Genomic DNA, 14,580 nt, shown 5'->3' on the forward strand with positions numbered 1-14,580 from the left:
TAAGCTTTGCCGGGTGGCATTCGCCCTCATGAAAAATCAGAGCGAATACCAACCCAATTTAAGGTTGCAGGGTTCCCCTGCAACATAGAATCTCCCACAGGGTTTATCGGATCGACCGGATCAGCGGCGATCCAGCCACACCGTCTGCGCATTGCAGAACTCGCGCACGCCGAAGTGCGACAGCTCACGGCCGAAACCGCTTTTCTTCACGCCGCCGAAGGTCACGCGCGGGTCGCTGGCGGAGTAACCGTTGATGAACACGCCGCCGGTTTCCAGTTCGCTGGTCAGTTGCTGAGCCAGAGCGATGTTGGCGGTGTAGATCGTGGCGGTCAGACCGAACTCGCTGTCGTTGGCCAGGGCCACGGCGTGAGCGCAATCGCGGGCGGTGATGATCGAGGCCACCGGGCCGAACAGTTCCTGTTTGAACGAGGTCATGCGGTCGGTGACATCGGCCAGCACGGTCGGTTCGTAGTAATTGCCGGGGCCTTGGGCCTTGCCGCCACCGAGCAGCAGGGTGGCGCCTTCTTCGAGGGTGTCGCGCACTTGTTGATCGAGTTCGTCGCGCAGATCGAAACGGGCCATCGGGCCGATGTAGTTGTCGGCGGACAACGGGTCACCCATCTTCAGCTGACGGGTGGCTTCGACGAATTTGCGGGTGAACTCTTCGACCACGCCTTCTTCGATGATCAGGCGTTTGGCGGCGGCGCAGACTTGCCCTGAGTTCTGGTAACGACCGATGACTGCTGCTTGCACGGCTTCGTCGATATCGGCGTCATTGAGCACGATGAACGGATCGGAACCGCCCAGCTCCAGCACGCATTTCTTCAGCGCGGCACCGGCCTGTGCGCCAATGGCCATGCCGGCGCGGACGCTGCCGGTCAGGGTTACGGCGGCAATGCGCGGGTCGGCAATGGCGCTGGACACGCCTTCCGGTGTGACGTTGATCACTTCGAACACGCCATCGGCGAAACCGGCGCGGGTGAAGGCATCGCGCAACAGATAGGCGCTGCCCATCACGTTCGGCGCATGCTTGAGCACGTAGGTGTTGCCGGCGATCAGCGCCGGGACCGCACCGCGCAGCACTTGCCAGATCGGGAAGTTCCACGGCATCACGGCGAGGATCGGGCCGAGTGGGCGATACTCGATGCGCGCCTTGCCGCCTTCGACCAGCGTCGCTTCAGCGTTGAGCATGGCCGGGCCGTGTTCGGCGTACCACTCGCAGAGCTTGGCGCATTTCTCGATTTCGCCACGGGCCTGGGCGATCGGCTTGCCCATTTCCCGGGTGATCATGGTCGCCATGGCTTCGCTGCTGTCCCGCAGGGCCCCGGCCAGCGCGGTCAGGGCGCGGGAGCGATCCTGCAGCGGTTTGCGTTTCCATTTGTTGAAACCGAATGCGGCGCGGGTCAGCGCAGCGTCGAGGGCTTCGGCGGATTCGAAAGCGTAATGACCGATCTGCTCGCCGGTAGCGGGATTGATCGAGATGGCGTGGGTCTGGCTGGAAATCGGGCTCATGGCGTCGTCCTGCGAGGTCAGTGGATGCGCTCAGAGTAGGGTGGCGTTTGGTTTCTGGAAACTGAATAATAAAGAGCGTTTCTTTCACGATTGGAGAATGAGTGTGGATCTGGTGCAACTGGAAATCTTCAAGGCCGTTGCAGAACACGGCAGCATCAGCGCGGCGGCGGCGCAGATCCATCGCGTGCCGTCGAACCTGACGACGCGCATCAAGCAGTTGGAGGAAGATCTGGGCGTCGACCTGTTCATCCGCGAGAAAAGCCGTTTGCGCCTGTCGCCGGCCGGCTGGAGTTTTCTTGAATACGCGCGACGCATTCTCGACCTGGTCCAGGAAGCCCGCGCCACGGTGGCCGGCGAGGAACCGCAAGGCGCGTTCCCGCTGGGCTCGCTGGAAAGTACGGCGGCTGTGCGGATTCCCGGTTTGCTCGCGACCTACAACCAGCAACACCCCAAGGTCGATCTGGACCTGTCGACCGGTCCGTCCGGGACGATGATCGACGGTGTGCTTTCCGGGCGTCTGGCGGCTGCGTTCGTCGACGGCCCGATCCTGCACCCGGCGCTGGAAGGCATCCCGGCATTCGAAGAGGAAATGGTCATCATCTCGCCGCTTCAGCACGGGCCGATCCAGCGCGCAGCAGACGTGAACGGCGAGAACATCTATGCGTTCCGCTCGAACTGCTCCTATCGCCATCACTTCGAAAAATGGTTCAGCACCGACGCTGCCGTGCCCGGCAAGATTTTCGAAATGGAGTCCTATCACGGCATGCTCGCCTGCGTCAGCGCGGGCGCCGGTCTGGCGTTGATGCCGCGCAGCATGCTGCAGAGCATGCCCGGCTGCGCGACGGTGAGCGTGTGGCCGCTGGCGGCGGATTTTCGCTATTTGACGACGTGGCTGGTGTGGCGGCGGGGTACGGTTTCGCGCAGTCTGAGTATGTTTGTGCGTTTGCTGGAGGAGCGCGGTGTGGTGCGTGCAGAAGAGAATTGATGCTTGGGGTCCGGGGCGTTCCCCTGAAGATCTGTTCATTTGATTGAAAAAAGTGCCCGGTTCGGTGACCCGCCGAACCGGGCATTTTTCATTGCCCGTCGATGCTGCGGGGCAGGTCGAGTGGATTGGCGTCGCGCAATACCTCCGGCAGCAAGGCATCGGGAAACCCCTGATACGCCACCGGCCGCAAAAAGCGCTCGATCGAGCTCATGCCGACCGAGGTGAAGCGACTGTCCGAGGTGGCCGGGAACGGCCCGCCGTGCATCGTGGCGAAGGTCACTTCCTGCGGATGGGCGAAGGCGTTGACCACGATGCGTCCGGTGCGGCGTTCGAGGATCGGCAGCAGACGCCGGGCCAGATCCAGATCGCGGTCTTCAAGGTGAATGGCTGCGCTCAACTGACCCTTGAACGAACGGGCAATTGCCAGCAACTCTTCCTCATCGTTGACCGTCACCAGCAGTGCAGCCGGGCCGAACACTTCATGGGCCAGCGCAGGCTCACTGAGGAAACGCTGGCCACTGACTTCCAGAAACGCCGAGCGGCCCTCAAACTGGCCATCCGACGGCGCGCCGACCGCCACCAGATTCGCCCCCACGCGTTCCATTGCCACCAGCCCTTTGACGTATGAACCGTGAATCCCCGGCGTCAGCATCGTACGCGCCGGCGCTTCACTGACCCGCTTGATCATGGCGCTGCGCAACGCTTGCAGACCTTCGCTCTCGACCGCGATCAGGATCGACGGGCACAAGCAGGCTTGCCCGACATTCACCAGCATTCGCTCGACAAAACCATCGCCGATCTCACTGCCACGCGCGGCCAGCGCGGCGGGCAAAATGAAGGTCGGGTTGACGCTGGTCATTTCGGTGAACACCGGGATCGGATCAGGCCGTAATTGCGCGCGACGATAAAGCGCCATACCGCCCACCTCTGAACCGGTGAAGGTCACCGCTTTAATCAAAGGATGATCGACCAGCGCTTCACCGATCGCGTTACTACCACCGCGCACCATGGAGAAAACCCCTTCATGCAAACCATGCGCCTGCACCGCTTTGCGGATGGCGCGCGCCTGAATTTCCGATGCACCGGGATGTGCGTTATGCGCCTTGAGAATCACCGTCGCACCGGCCGCAAGTGCCGACGCAGTGTCGCCGCCGGCCACCGAATAGGAGATCGGAAAATTGCTCGCACCGAAGATCGCCACCGGGCCGATGGCGATTTTTTGCAGGCGATGATCCATCCGTGGTCGCGGCTGGCGATCGGGTTGCGCCGGGTCGATCGCCAATTGCAGGAAGCGACCCTTGCGCACCACGTCGGCGAACTGGCGGAACTGGGTGGCGGCCTTGGCGGCTTCGCCCTCCAGTTGTGCCTGGGGCAGGCCGGTTTCCAGTGCGGCGCGGGCAGCCAGTTCTTCGCGTACGGCGTCGAGGTTGTCGGCGATGCTGTCGAGAAACGCCGCACGTTCGGTCAGCGAAGTGTGGCTGTAGCTGTCGAAGGCCGCATCGGCGAGGGTTGCCGCCTGATCGATCTGCGCCGCACCGCCGAGGGCGAATTCCGGTTCGAGCAATTGGTTGGTTGCCGGGTTCAGTGCTTTCATCGTGCCTTCGGTGGCGGACACGTCAGCGGCGCCGATCAGCAGATGTCCGGTCAGATTCATTTCGCTTCACCCTGCGACTGAAGGTTGGCGATCAGTTCGTCCGTGGTGGTGATCACATGGGCGAACGTCGGGCCGTTGAGTTCGTGGGCGGCGTGCATCATTTCCTCTTTGAACGCAGCGGTCGCATCGCGCACCAGCGTGACGTGGTAGCCGAGTTCCGACGCGTAACGGGCGGTGGCTTCGATGCAGGTGTTGGCCAGCAGGCCGACGATGATCACATGGGTGATGCCTTGCTGTTTCAGACGAAAATCCAGGTCGGTGTTGGCGAAACCGCTGGAGCCCCAGTGTTCCTGAACCACGATGTCGCCATCCTTCGGTGCGAAATCCGGGTGCCATTCACCGCCCCATTCGCCGCGCGCAAAGTGGTGCATGTGCATGATCTTTTGTTGGGTCGGGGTGGGGTGATCCCAGTTCTCGTAGTCACCTTTTACCCAGCGGTGATGCGGTACGATGACGACCGGAATCGGCAGGGCCCGCACGGCGCGATCGAGTTTGCGCAGGTTGTCGAGCAGGCCGTTCTGCTCGGCCATCGGTTTGAGCAGCGGAAAGATCTTGCCGCCCTCGGAGAGAAAATCGTTGTACGGATCGACCAGCAGGTAGGCGGTTCTGTCGAGCGGATAGAGAGGTTTCGACATGACGATGGACTCCGGCAATGAGAGTGATCGATGCTCAGGGCTTGTTCCCGCATCGTGTCAATATGATAATCATAGTAACTGTGAAAGAGGCAAGCCCTGATGGCTGTAAACGATAGTCTTCCCGACACGCTGTGCCCGATTTCCCGGGCCGAGGCGATCGTCGGCGACCGCTGGACGGTGCTGGTTTTGCGCGAATTGTTCATGGGCAGCCATCGCTACGACGAGATCCTGGTCCAGACCGGCGGTACGCCGCAGATGGTCGCCGCCCGTCTGAAAAGCCTCGAGGCCGACGGGTTGGTCGAGCGTCGCTTGTACAACGAGCGGCCGAAACGCTACGAGTACCACCTCACCGCGAAGGGCGAGGCGTTTTACCCGGTGATAATTGCGTTGCGCGCCTGGGGCGAGACCTGGTGCAAATCGCCGGAGGAGGGGCTGGCGGTGAACATGACCCACAAGAACTGCAATCACAGCGCGGGCCTTGGGCCGGTGTGCGATCACTGCGGCGAAGTGTTGCGTCGTGAGGATCTGATCAGCCAGCCGCAAGAGGCGTACGCCGCCGAACGGCAGGCGCGGCGTGAGGCGTTCAAAACGAAATAGACGGCTCCATCCAAAACAAAAAAAGGCCCTCATTTGCGAGGGCCTTCGCGTGTCAGCGCAAAACGGATGACTTACAGATTGTTCGCCAGTTTTCCGCAAGTCAGCCGCCGACGATAAGCACTGTCACGAGTCGCCAGCCAGAAATACAGCGGCGAGGTCACCAGCAGGCCAACCAGCCAGGACAGGTCCGCGCCGTTGATGTGCGCCGACACCGGCCCGACGTACAGCGGCGTGTTCATGAACGGAATCTGCACCGCGATGCCGATCGCGTAAGCCAGCAAGGCCTGCGGGTTGTAACGGCCGTAGATGCCGCCATCGACCTGGAAAATCGAGCCGATGTCGTACTGGCCTTTGTGGATGGCGTAGAAGTCGATCAGGTTGATCGCGGTCCACGGCACCAGCACGACCAACAATACCAGCACCATGTCGACGAAGTGGCCGATGAAGTCCGTCGAAGCGCCGACCGCAGCGAAGCAGCAGGCCAGCAGCACGATGATCGAAATCACTGCGCGGCTCTTGGCGGTCGGAATCCAGCGGTAGGCGAAGGTTTGCACCAGGGTGATCAGCGACAGCACCGCGCCATACAGGTTGAGGGCGTTGTGGCTGATGACGCTGAGCAGGAACAGCACCAGCATCAGCGGGCCGATGGCGCCGGTGGCGAGTTTCACCGCGTCCATGGTGTCCAAGCCCACTGGCGTTGCCAGCACGGCGACGGCGCCGAACACGAACGACAGACTCGAACCCAGCGCCGAACCCAGATAAGTCGTCCAGAAGGTCGCCGCCACTGGCACATTCGCCGGCAGGTAGCGCGAGTAGTCCGACACGTAAGGCGCAAACGCGATCTGCCACAGCGCCGCCAGCGACACGGTGGCGAGCCAGCCCGAGAGGTTGAAGCTGCCGCGAGTGAGGAAATCATCGGTCTGGATGTGGGTGAGGATGTAGCCGAAGCCGACCACGATGCCGATCCCCAGGACCCAGGTGCCGATGCGGTTGAGCACGTGGATGAAGCGGTAGCCGATGATGCCGATGATCCCCGAACCCAGCGCGCCGATGACGATGCCGACCGGCACCGGAACGCTGTCGACCACGCCATGCAGGGATTTGCCGGCGAGCACGATGTTGGAGGCGAAGAAGCCGATGTACATGACGCCGGCAATCAACACCACCAGCAGTGCGCCGAGCGAGCCGAACTGCGCACGGCTCTGGATCATCTGCGGGATGCCCATCTGCGGGCCTTGCGCCGAGTGCAGCGCCATCAGCACACCGCCGACCAGATGGCCGACCAGAATGGCGACGATGCCCCACACCAGATTCAGGTGAAACAGTTGCACGCCCAAGGCGCCAGTGACGATGGGCAACGGCGCGATGTTGCCGCCGAACCAGAGGGTGAACAGATCCCGAACCTTTCCGTGGCGATCTTCGGGCGGCACGTAGCCGATCGTGTGTTTTTCAATGAGCGGTGCGGACGTTGATGCAGGGGTGGCCATGACGAACTCCAAGGCAAGGACGAGTACGTGGACGTACTTCAGTGAGCGCCGGCACGGACGGCGCATTTCTTGTTGGGGTTGATCATGGGCAAGGAAAGGGCAGAGATAAATTAGTAGTTTTGTTGCTTCAGGCGTTAAAAAAACGAGCTTCTTTTTTCTGTCGTAACCGCTCTGTTTCGGGTCTTTCGTGCATGCAAGCGCGAACGCAGCCGACCTCCCCAGGAGCAGCTGTCTGTCGGTGGCGGCACATCGAAAATCTGTGCCAGTCGCTGGATTACTGTGGGAGCGGGCTTGCCCGCGAAGAGGCCATCAGCCTCAACATAAGCAGAGACTGATCTGACCCCATCATCGGAGCGCCGCCCGGACCAAGTCCGCCCCCCCAGCATGGGGCAGGTGTCAAAGGCGAATTGACGCCAGCATTCGTTGCAGCATCTCATCGCAGGCCGTGAGCTGATCGACGCTGACGAACTCGTCCGGCTTGTGACCCTGATCCATGCTGCCGGGACCGCACACCACCGTGGGAATCCCCACTGCGTCGAACAAGCCGCCTTCGGTCCCAAACGCCACGGTGCCGAAATCGTCCGAGCCACAGAATGTGGCGATCAATTGCGCAGCCTGGCTTCGGGCATCGGTGGCCAGCCCCGGATAGGCTGACAATTCACTGAAACGGATATCGCTCTGCTCGCTGACCGCCCGCATGCGCGGCAGCATTTGCTGCTCGGCGTAGGCCTTGAGTTGCTGCGCAACGACCGCCGGATCCTGCGAGGGCAGGGCGCGGATTTCGAAGTCGAAACGGCAATCGGCGGGGACAATGTTCAGCGCCTTGCCGCCGCTGATCACGCCGGTTTGCACGGTGGAATACGGCGGGTCGAAACGCGGGTCGAGGTGTTCATCCTTGAGCTGCCGACCGATGCGTCCCAGCTCGCCGATCAGCTCGGCGGCGCATTCGATGGCGTTGACCCCAAGTGGCGCGTAAGCCGAGTGACAGGCATGACCCTGGACATCGCAGCGCATGGCCAGTTTGCCCTTGTGCCCGAGTACCGGTTTGAGTTCGGTCGGTTCGCCGATGATGCACAACAGCGGTTTGACCGGACGCGGCTCCAGCACCTTGAGCAGCGAACGCACGCCGAGGCAACCGACCTCTTCGTCATAGGACAAAGCAATGTGCACCGGCATACGCAGCGGTGCTTCGATCAACGACGGCACCAACGCGAGCACGCAGGCGATGTAGCCCTTCATGTCCGCGGTGCCGCGACCGTAAAGCTTGCCGTCGCGTTCGCTCAGTTCGAACGGCGGTAGCGTCCATGGCTGGCCATCGACGGGCACCACATCGGTGTGTCCCGACAGCACGATGCCCGGCTGATCGGCCGGGCCAATCGTGGCGAACAGATTGGCCTTGCTGCGCTCATCGTTGTAGATCAGCTCGCACGGCACATCGAAACCTTCGAGATAGCTGCGTACGAAGTCGATCAAATGCAGGTTGGACTCGCGGCTGGTGGTGTCGAACCCCACCAGCGTCTTGAGCAACGCGACGCTGTCGCTCATCGGTCGTCTCCGGCAACTCCATAACCCGGCGCCTTTGCCGGATCGAGGGCGCGGTCGATGTAGTCCTGAAGCTGTGGGCGATAGGCGTCCCACAGTTTTTGCAGTTGGCCGATCGGGTCTTCATCGGCCCAGTCCACCCGCAGGTTGACGATGGGCCAGGTCAACTCGCCGACCACGACCACGGCTGCCGAATGCACCGGGCCCGCTTCACCGCCCAAGGCCTGAGCGGCGTGCAAGGCCTTGATCAGGCGATCGGCCAACTGGCCTTCGCCTTCTTCGAACGCGCTGACCATGGCTTCGATCACCGAGCGCCCGGCCAACATGTTGCCCGCCGCCACGCATTGCTCGCCCGACACGGCGTTGTGCACGCCCAAGGTCTGCGCGCCGCTGAAATGCGCGGTCTGGCCGAGGTGGTTGATCGCCGTGATCTGCCGGTACTGACTGTAGCCGTTGCGGGTCAGCACCTTGTCCAGCGCCGCCTCGGGCGCCAGGCCTTGTTCCATCAGGGCAAGCACTTCCGGGCCGAGGGACGGCAGAGTGATGTTCTGGCTCGACACCGCACCAACACCCGGCAACAGCCACGGGCAGCGGGCGCCGACGGCGATGCTGGAGGAGCTGATGGCGATGCCGAACTGACCGGTTTCGGGGCAACGGGCGGCGATGGAAAATGTCATGTGTGGCCTCCTTTCGCTAAGGTCGAATTACTCGGGAATCACCGCAACCACATCAATTTCCATCAGCCATTGCGGCTGGCCCAGTGCCGACACCACCAGTCCGGTGGAGATCGGAAAAACACCCTTCAGCCATTTGCCAACTTCCTGATACACCGGCTCGCGGTAGCGCGGGTCGATCAGGTAAGTGGTGGTCTTGACGATGTGGCTGAGGTCGCTGCCGGCCTCTTCGAGCAGTTGCTTGACGTTGCGCATGGCCTGTTCGGTCTGCGCGCGCGGGTCGCCGAGGCCGACCAGTTCGCCCTCGAAATTGGTCCCGACCTGACCACGCACATACACGGTGTTGCCGGCGCGCACGGCCTGGCACAGGTCGTTGTCCAGGGTCTGGTTCGGGTAGGTGTCCTTGGTGTTGAACATGCGGATGCGGGTGTGGGTTGGCTGACTCATGTGCGGCTCCTGACGAAATCGGACCCGGCGCGACGGACGCCGGGATTGAAGAGGGAAATCAAGCGTCGACGGTGTCGACAGCGTGGTTGTGCAGCGCGGCTTCGCGTTGTTCGGCATCGCGATAGGCCAGGTATTTGCGCTGGGTGGCGATGTGATCGGCCACGTGCTTGGCGTCGTGCCACACGCCCCAGATGAACGAAGAACCGCGTCGCGACTGCCACGGCAGACCGAGGAAATACACGCCCGCTTCGCTGGACACGCCGCGCTGATGCTGCGGCTTGCCGTTGTCATCGAACGCGGCGACTTTCAGCCAGGAATAGTCCACGGCAAACCCGGTGGCCCAGATGATCGAGGTGATGCCGGCGGCGGCCAGATCGAGATCGGCCAGCGGGTTTTTCACGCATTCAGGATCCGGATAAGTTTCTCGGGCTTCCGGTTCCAGTGGCAGATCCAGACCGTTGCGTTCGATGTAGGCGTCGGCGGCATCCAGCAGCGCGAGGTAGTTCTCGTCGCCGCGCTTGAGGTTGTCGCGCAGGTCCTGTTTGAAGGTCACCACGCCGTTGCTGAACGATTCGGTGACGCCGACCAGGGTCATGCCGCGATGGGCCAGGCCACGGAAGTCGATGGTGCGGCCACCGTGGGCGCCGCTGACGGCGATGGTCACGTGCTCGCGGCCGGGTTTCATCGCGGCTTGATCCCACTCGCCGAGCACGCCCAGCCACCAGCAGAAATCACGGTTGCGGTAAGCGCGGGGAGGGCGGTCGTGGGCGCCGACCGAGAGGTAAACCTGCTTGCCCGAGCGCTGCAACTCATCGGCGATCTGTACGCCCGACGAACCGGCACCGACCACCAGCACTGCGCCGGCCGGCAGTTGCTGCGGGTTGCGATAGTCGGCCGAGTGGATCTGCAGCAGACGCTCATCTTTCGGCGCAATCGCCGGGATCACCGGACGCTGGAACGGGCCGGTGGCGGCGACGACGCGGGCCGCTTCGATCACGCCCTCGGAGGTATCGACGGTGAAGCCCGGACGCCCGACATTGCGCACCACGCTTTTCACATCGACGCCGGTGCGGATCGGCGCATTGAATTTCTTCGCATAGGCTTCGAAGTAGTCGGCGACGCGTTCCTTGTGGGCGAAACCGTCCGGATCGACATCATCGAATTCCATCCCCGGAAAGCGGTCGTGCCACGCCGGGCCGTTGGCCACCAGCGAATCCCAGCGCCCGGTGCGCCAGCGTTCGGCAATGCGGTTGCGCTCCAGCACCAGGTGCGGCACACCGAGTTTGCTCAGGTGTTCACTCATGGCCACACCCGCTTGACCGGCGCCGACAACAAGCGTGTCTGTTTTTATTATTTCAGTGGTCATCTCTGATCCCTTCTCACGAGGCCGTTGGATTCAGGTCGCTGTCGACCTGTTCTCTGTGCTTGGGATCAGACTAGGGAGGGGGTGGTTATCGGTAAAATATTATTAAGCTGGCATGTGAAGATAAAAACGTGATGCAGAGGCCTGAAAGCCCCGTAAACACGGGGCTTGGCCCTTTCGCCGAAATCCGGGGCATGGAAAAAAGGGCCATCGGCAGGTGTGTCGACGGCCCTTTTCAGATGGCGCTCGATTTACATCGAACTCAACGGTTGAGGAACGCCAGCAGGTCTTCGTTCAGTGCCTGAGCATGGGTCACGGCAAAACCGTGCGGCGCACCGGCATAAACCTTGAGCTCGGCACCCTTGATCTGCTCGGCGGCGCGTTTGCCGGTGGTCTCGAATGGCACGATGACGTCGCCGTCACCATGGATCACCAGGGTCGGTACATCGATTTTCGCCATGTCAGGACGGAAGTCGGTTTCCGAGAACGCGGTGACGCAATCCACGGTGCCTTTGAGCGAGGCCAGCAGGGCGATGTTCAGGGTTTGTGTCAGCACGCCGTCCGAAACTTTCTGACCTTTATCGAGGCCATAGAACGGCGTGTTGAAGTCAGCGATGAACTGCGCGCGATCCTTCAAAAGACCCGCCTTGATCCCGTCGAATACCGACTTGTCGACGCCCTCGGCGAAGTCCGGTTTCTTGCCGAACAGCGGCGTTACCGCGCCCAGCAACACCAGCCCGGCGACACGCTCGCTGCCGTGGCGCGCGATGTAACGGCTGACATCGCCGCCGCCCATGGAGAAGCCGACCAGGGTCACGTCACGCAGATCCAGGTGCTCGATCAACTGCGCGATGTCATCGGCGAAGGTGTCGTAGTCGTAGCCGGTCCACGGCTGCTCGGAGCGTCCGAAACCACGGCGGTCGAAGGCGATGGTGCGGTAGCCGCGGCTGCTCAGGTACTCCATCTGGTATTCCCACATGTCGGCGTCCAGCGGCCAGCCGTGGCTGAACAGAACGGGCTTGCCGCTGCCCCAGTCCTTGAAATAGATCTCGGTGCCGTCTTGGGTCTTGAACGTGCTCATGAAAACTCCTTGTGTCGGGGCGTGTGTGGTTGCCGGGATGGCATCGCTGACTATCGCGGTTAAGCGTCTGGTCTACTTGTACGCAGGTGCTAAGTTTCGCCAGCCAATCAGCGTAGACGCCTGCGGGCGTCAGAGTTGTAAGATGCAACCACGATTTGATGACCGTTTTGCTGGAGAGCGCTGAATGAAACGCAAAAGCCTGGAGGGCAACATCTGCCCGGTTGCCCGGACGCTGGACCTGATCGGTGACTGGTGGTCGCTGCTGATCATCCGCGACGCGCTGGAAGGCATCAGTCGTTTCAGCGATTTCGAGAAGAGCCTGGAAATCGCCAAGAACATGTTGAGCACCCGGCTCAAAGGGCTGGTGGAGCGCGACATCCTGCGCCTGGCGCCGGCGTCCGATGGCAGCGCCTACAAGGAGTACGTGCTGACTGAAAAGGGCCGGGCCTTGCAAACCGTGATCGTTGCGTTGTCGCAGTGGGGGGGGGAGTTCATGTTCGAGCCGGGTGAGGCGGGGTCGGTGATGGTGGATGCGCAGAAGGGGCAACCGATTCGCAAGCTTGAGTTGCGGTCAGCCGATGGTCGAGTTCTGGCACCGGACGAAGTAGCGACGAAACGGGCTGTTGAGCACTGAGGTGAAGTCGGCGGGGTCTGTCGGATGTTTCGTTTTTCGGAACGTTCTCTGATTTGGTGACCGTTTTTCCTTGGTTGATCTACGAAACATCCTGCATCTCTGTCGGAGTCGGACGATTTCACCGATGCCGCTCGTCGGCCACACTATTTCGGTGAATCCTTAAATTGACGTCAGAATAGTGGCACTTTAACATGGCGCCACTATTCTGATATCGCTTTCCGTCTCGAGGGATCGAACATGTCCTCACCCGCCCTCGTGGCGAGGTTGTGCCTGGCTTTGCTATGCCTTTCTCCGCTCCAAACCGCACTTGCAGCACCCACCCCCGGTGAAACCGACCTGATTCGCGAACGCCAGAACCGTCTGCTCGAAGAGCAGCAGCGCCGGCTCGAAGAGCTCAAGGATCTACCCGGCAAAGAGGCCAAGCCGGCGCAGCCGGAAGCCCCCGCCGACACGCGTTGCTTTCAGATCAACGACATCGAGCTCAAAGGCGCCGACAGCCTGTCGCAGAGTGACAGGACTCGCCTGCTCAAGCCCTACATCGGCCAGTGCCTGGGCGTGCCACAGCTCAACGAGTTGCTGAAAGTCATCACCGACCACTACATCGAGAAGGGATTGGTCACCAGTCGTGCCTACTTGCCGCAACAGGACCTGTCCGGCGGGCACCTGAAAGTACTGGTGGTCGAAGGCAAACTCGAGGGCTTGAAAGGCGCCGACAACAGCAAGCTTTCGGAGCGTGAGTTGTCGATGGCGTTTCCCGGCAAGGCCGGCGAGTTGGTGAACCTGCGCGAGATCGAGCAGATGGTCGATCAGCTCAATCGTCTGCCGTCCAATCAGGCAAAAATGGAGCTTTCGCCGGGCAAGAACGTTGGCGGCAGTGAGGTGCTGGTCACCAATACTCCGCAAAAGCCCTGGCGCGCAGGGCTGTCGCGCAGCAACGACGGCCAGCGCAGCACCGGCGAGCAGCAGTGGGGCACGACATTCGACTGGGACAGCCCGCTGGGCCTGGCCGACCAATTGAGTCTGCGCGGCGGTCATGACGCAATGACCGATCATCAGCACACCTCCAACAACGCCATGCTCAACTACAACCTGCCGTGGGGCTGGTGGAACTTCAGCTACACCTACAGCCAGAGTGAGTACCGCTCGCAGATCGCTGCCAACGGCTACAACTTCAAGCAGACCGGCGACAGCGAGAACCATCAGTTGCGCGCCGAGCGGGTGATCCATCGCGACTCGGTCAGCAAGACCTCTCTCAGCGCCGGTCTGTCGTATCTGCGCACCAACAATTTCATCGAAGACAGCAAGCTCAAGCTGAGCAGCAACCGCATCAGCGAAGCACAGTTCGGCTTCAACCATGGGCGGCGGATCGGCAGCGCCTTCGTCAACTTCGACGCCGGCATGCAGGAAGGTATCGGTGCATTCGACGCTCAGGGCAGTCACGATCCAGGCCCCGGCGAGCCTGACGCGCGCTACCGCAAATACACCGCAACCCTGAGCTATCTGCAGCCATTCAAAGTGTGGGGCGAGTCCTTCAGCTTCAGCAGCCTGATGACCGGCCAGCGCAGCGAAGACGTGCTGTTCAGCCCGCAGCGCACCAGCCTCGGCGGGTCGTCTTCGATCCGTGGCTACAAGGATCAATCGCTGTCTGGCGACAGCGGCGGCTACTGGCGCAACGACCTGCGCTGGTCGCGCCCGATCAACGCCGAATGGCTGCGCCCGGTGTTCGCCGAATACGGCACCAGCCTCGGCTACGACCAGGGCGTGATCCGTGGCGACCGTTACAACGGCGAGCAACACGGGCGCATGTCGAGCAACTCGCTGGAGTTGTTTGCGCGTGGCGAACACGTGGCAGCAAGTGTGACTTTTGCCCATTCCCTGGAACGCCCTGACGTGCTGACCGAGCGCGAAGCGCCGATCTATTTCCGCGTGGATTTCTTCCTCTAGTTTTTGCCCTTTCCGAGATTCTGCT

General features: G+C 61.8%; 13 protein-coding genes. 4 read left to right on the forward strand and 9 right to left on the reverse strand.

Going from position 1 to position 14,580, the window contains the following annotated elements; genetic code table 11:
- Window positions 1–120: 120 nt before the first annotated feature.
- Window positions 121–1,512 carry an aldehyde dehydrogenase family protein gene (locus CAF77_RS26845; protein WP_064379379.1) on the reverse strand — a complete coding sequence of 464 codons (1,392 nt, stop codon included), beginning with the start codon at window positions 1,510–1,512 and terminating at the stop codon, window positions 121–123.
- 103 nt (window positions 1,513–1,615) lie between these two features.
- Here CAF77_RS26845 and CAF77_RS26850 point away from each other — a divergent pair, with 103 nt between their 5' ends.
- Window positions 1,616–2,497: a LysR family transcriptional regulator gene (locus CAF77_RS26850; RefSeq protein WP_064384043.1), complete on the forward strand. Its 882-nt coding sequence runs from the start codon at window positions 1,616–1,618 to the stop codon at window positions 2,495–2,497.
- A gap of 88 nt (window positions 2,498–2,585) precedes the next feature.
- Here the strand turns inward: CAF77_RS26850 and CAF77_RS26855 are convergent, their stop codons facing one another.
- Together CAF77_RS26855 and CAF77_RS26860 are read right to left on the reverse strand one after the other, a co-directional pair.
- A complete protein-coding gene (locus CAF77_RS26855) occupies window positions 2,586–4,151 on the reverse strand; it encodes an aldehyde dehydrogenase (NADP(+)) (RefSeq protein WP_085655647.1) in 1,566 nt (521 codons plus the stop codon).
- The gene (locus CAF77_RS26860; RefSeq protein ID WP_064379376.1) at window positions 4,148–4,786 is read right to left on the reverse strand and encodes an isochorismatase family cysteine hydrolase; all 639 of its coding nucleotides are present in this window, start codon (window positions 4,784–4,786) and stop codon (window positions 4,148–4,150) included. The genes CAF77_RS26855 and CAF77_RS26860 overlap by 4 nt, the downstream gene beginning before the upstream one ends.
- A gap of 99 nt (window positions 4,787–4,885) precedes the next feature.
- Here CAF77_RS26860 and CAF77_RS26865 point away from each other — a divergent pair, with 99 nt between their 5' ends.
- Window positions 4,886–5,383, forward strand: a complete 498-nt coding sequence (locus tag CAF77_RS26865) for a helix-turn-helix domain-containing protein (RefSeq protein WP_085655648.1) — start codon at window positions 4,886–4,888, stop codon at window positions 5,381–5,383.
- A 71-nt stretch (window positions 5,384–5,454) separates the two neighbouring features.
- On the opposite strand, the gene CAF77_RS26870 is transcribed toward CAF77_RS26865, so the two are convergent.
- From CAF77_RS26870 to CAF77_RS26895, 6 genes are all read right to left on the reverse strand, one after another.
- Window positions 5,455–6,870, reverse strand: a complete 1,416-nt coding sequence (locus CAF77_RS26870; RefSeq protein WP_085655649.1) for a cytosine permease — start codon at window positions 6,868–6,870, stop codon at window positions 5,455–5,457.
- A gap of 396 nt (window positions 6,871–7,266) precedes the next feature.
- Complete coding sequence (argE, locus tag CAF77_RS26875) at window positions 7,267–8,415, reverse strand: acetylornithine deacetylase (protein ID WP_085655650.1); 1,149 nt, start codon at window positions 8,413–8,415, stop codon at window positions 7,267–7,269.
- Entirely contained in the window at window positions 8,412–9,089 is a 678-nt protein-coding gene (locus tag CAF77_RS26880; protein WP_039766940.1) for a DUF1028 domain-containing protein, read from the reverse strand. Before CAF77_RS26880 ends, argE begins: the two co-directional genes overlap by 4 nt.
- 27 nt (window positions 9,090–9,116) lie before the next feature.
- Window positions 9,117–9,533 (reverse strand): RidA family protein, encoded by a 417-nt coding sequence (locus CAF77_RS26885; RefSeq protein ID WP_064380484.1) that lies wholly within the window; start codon window positions 9,531–9,533, stop codon window positions 9,117–9,119.
- A gap of 58 nt (window positions 9,534–9,591) precedes the next feature.
- On the reverse strand, window positions 9,592–10,899 hold the full coding sequence (locus tag CAF77_RS26890; RefSeq protein ID WP_064380481.1) for an NAD(P)/FAD-dependent oxidoreductase: 1,308 nt from the start codon (window positions 10,897–10,899) through the stop codon (window positions 9,592–9,594).
- A gap of 259 nt (window positions 10,900–11,158) precedes the next feature.
- Window positions 11,159–11,977 carry an alpha/beta fold hydrolase gene (locus CAF77_RS26895; protein WP_064380480.1) on the reverse strand — a complete coding sequence of 273 codons (819 nt, stop codon included), beginning with the start codon at window positions 11,975–11,977 and terminating at the stop codon, window positions 11,159–11,161.
- 184 nt (window positions 11,978–12,161) lie between these two features.
- On the opposite strand from CAF77_RS26895, the gene CAF77_RS26900 reads away from it, so the two are divergent.
- Both CAF77_RS26900 and CAF77_RS26905 read left to right on the forward strand, forming a co-directional pair.
- On the forward strand, window positions 12,162–12,611 hold the full coding sequence (locus CAF77_RS26900) for a helix-turn-helix domain-containing protein (RefSeq protein ID WP_085655651.1): 450 nt from the start codon (window positions 12,162–12,164) through the stop codon (window positions 12,609–12,611).
- Between the two features lie 237 nt (window positions 12,612–12,848).
- Complete coding sequence (locus CAF77_RS26905) at window positions 12,849–14,555, forward strand: ShlB/FhaC/HecB family hemolysin secretion/activation protein (protein WP_085655652.1); 1,707 nt, start codon at window positions 12,849–12,851, stop codon at window positions 14,553–14,555.
- The last annotated feature ends 25 nt before the right edge of the window (window positions 14,556–14,580 follow it).

The organism is Pseudomonas sp. R15(2017) (genome assembly GCF_002112685.1).
GTDB classification, from domain to species: Bacteria; Pseudomonadota; Gammaproteobacteria; order Pseudomonadales; family Pseudomonadaceae; genus Aquipseudomonas; species Aquipseudomonas glycinae.

What these genes read in the sequence shown, in the direction of transcription:
- CAF77_RS26845 (WP_064379379.1), bottom strand. Translation starts at nt 1,512, where the DNA reads ATGAGCCCGATTTCCAGCCAGACCCACGCCATCTCGATCAATCCCGCT.
- CAF77_RS26855 (WP_085655647.1), bottom strand. Translation starts at nt 4,151, where the DNA reads ATGAATCTGACCGGACATCTGCTGATCGGCGCCGCTGACGTGTCCGCC.
- CAF77_RS26860 (WP_064379376.1), bottom strand. Translation starts at nt 4,786, where the DNA reads ATGTCGAAACCTCTCTATCCGCTCGACAGAACCGCCTACCTGCTGGTC.
- CAF77_RS26865 (WP_085655648.1), top strand. Translation starts at nt 4,886, where the DNA reads ATGGCTGTAAACGATAGTCTTCCCGACACGCTGTGCCCGATTTCCCGG.
- CAF77_RS26870 (WP_085655649.1), bottom strand. Translation starts at nt 6,870, where the DNA reads ATGGCCACCCCTGCATCAACGTCCGCACCGCTCATTGAAAAACACACG.
- argE (WP_085655650.1), bottom strand. Translation starts at nt 8,415, where the DNA reads ATGAGCGACAGCGTCGCGTTGCTCAAGACGCTGGTGGGGTTCGACACC.
- CAF77_RS26880 (WP_039766940.1), bottom strand. Translation starts at nt 9,089, where the DNA reads ATGACATTTTCCATCGCCGCCCGTTGCCCCGAAACCGGTCAGTTCGGC.
- CAF77_RS26885 (WP_064380484.1), bottom strand. Translation starts at nt 9,533, where the DNA reads ATGAGTCAGCCAACCCACACCCGCATCCGCATGTTCAACACCAAGGAC.
- CAF77_RS26890 (WP_064380481.1), bottom strand. Translation starts at nt 10,899, where the DNA reads ATGACCACTGAAATAATAAAAACAGACACGCTTGTTGTCGGCGCCGGT.
- CAF77_RS26895 (WP_064380480.1), bottom strand. Translation starts at nt 11,977, where the DNA reads ATGAGCACGTTCAAGACCCAAGACGGCACCGAGATCTATTTCAAGGAC.
- CAF77_RS26900 (WP_085655651.1), top strand. Translation starts at nt 12,162, where the DNA reads ATGAAACGCAAAAGCCTGGAGGGCAACATCTGCCCGGTTGCCCGGACG.
- CAF77_RS26905 (WP_085655652.1), top strand. Translation starts at nt 12,849, where the DNA reads ATGTCCTCACCCGCCCTCGTGGCGAGGTTGTGCCTGGCTTTGCTATGC.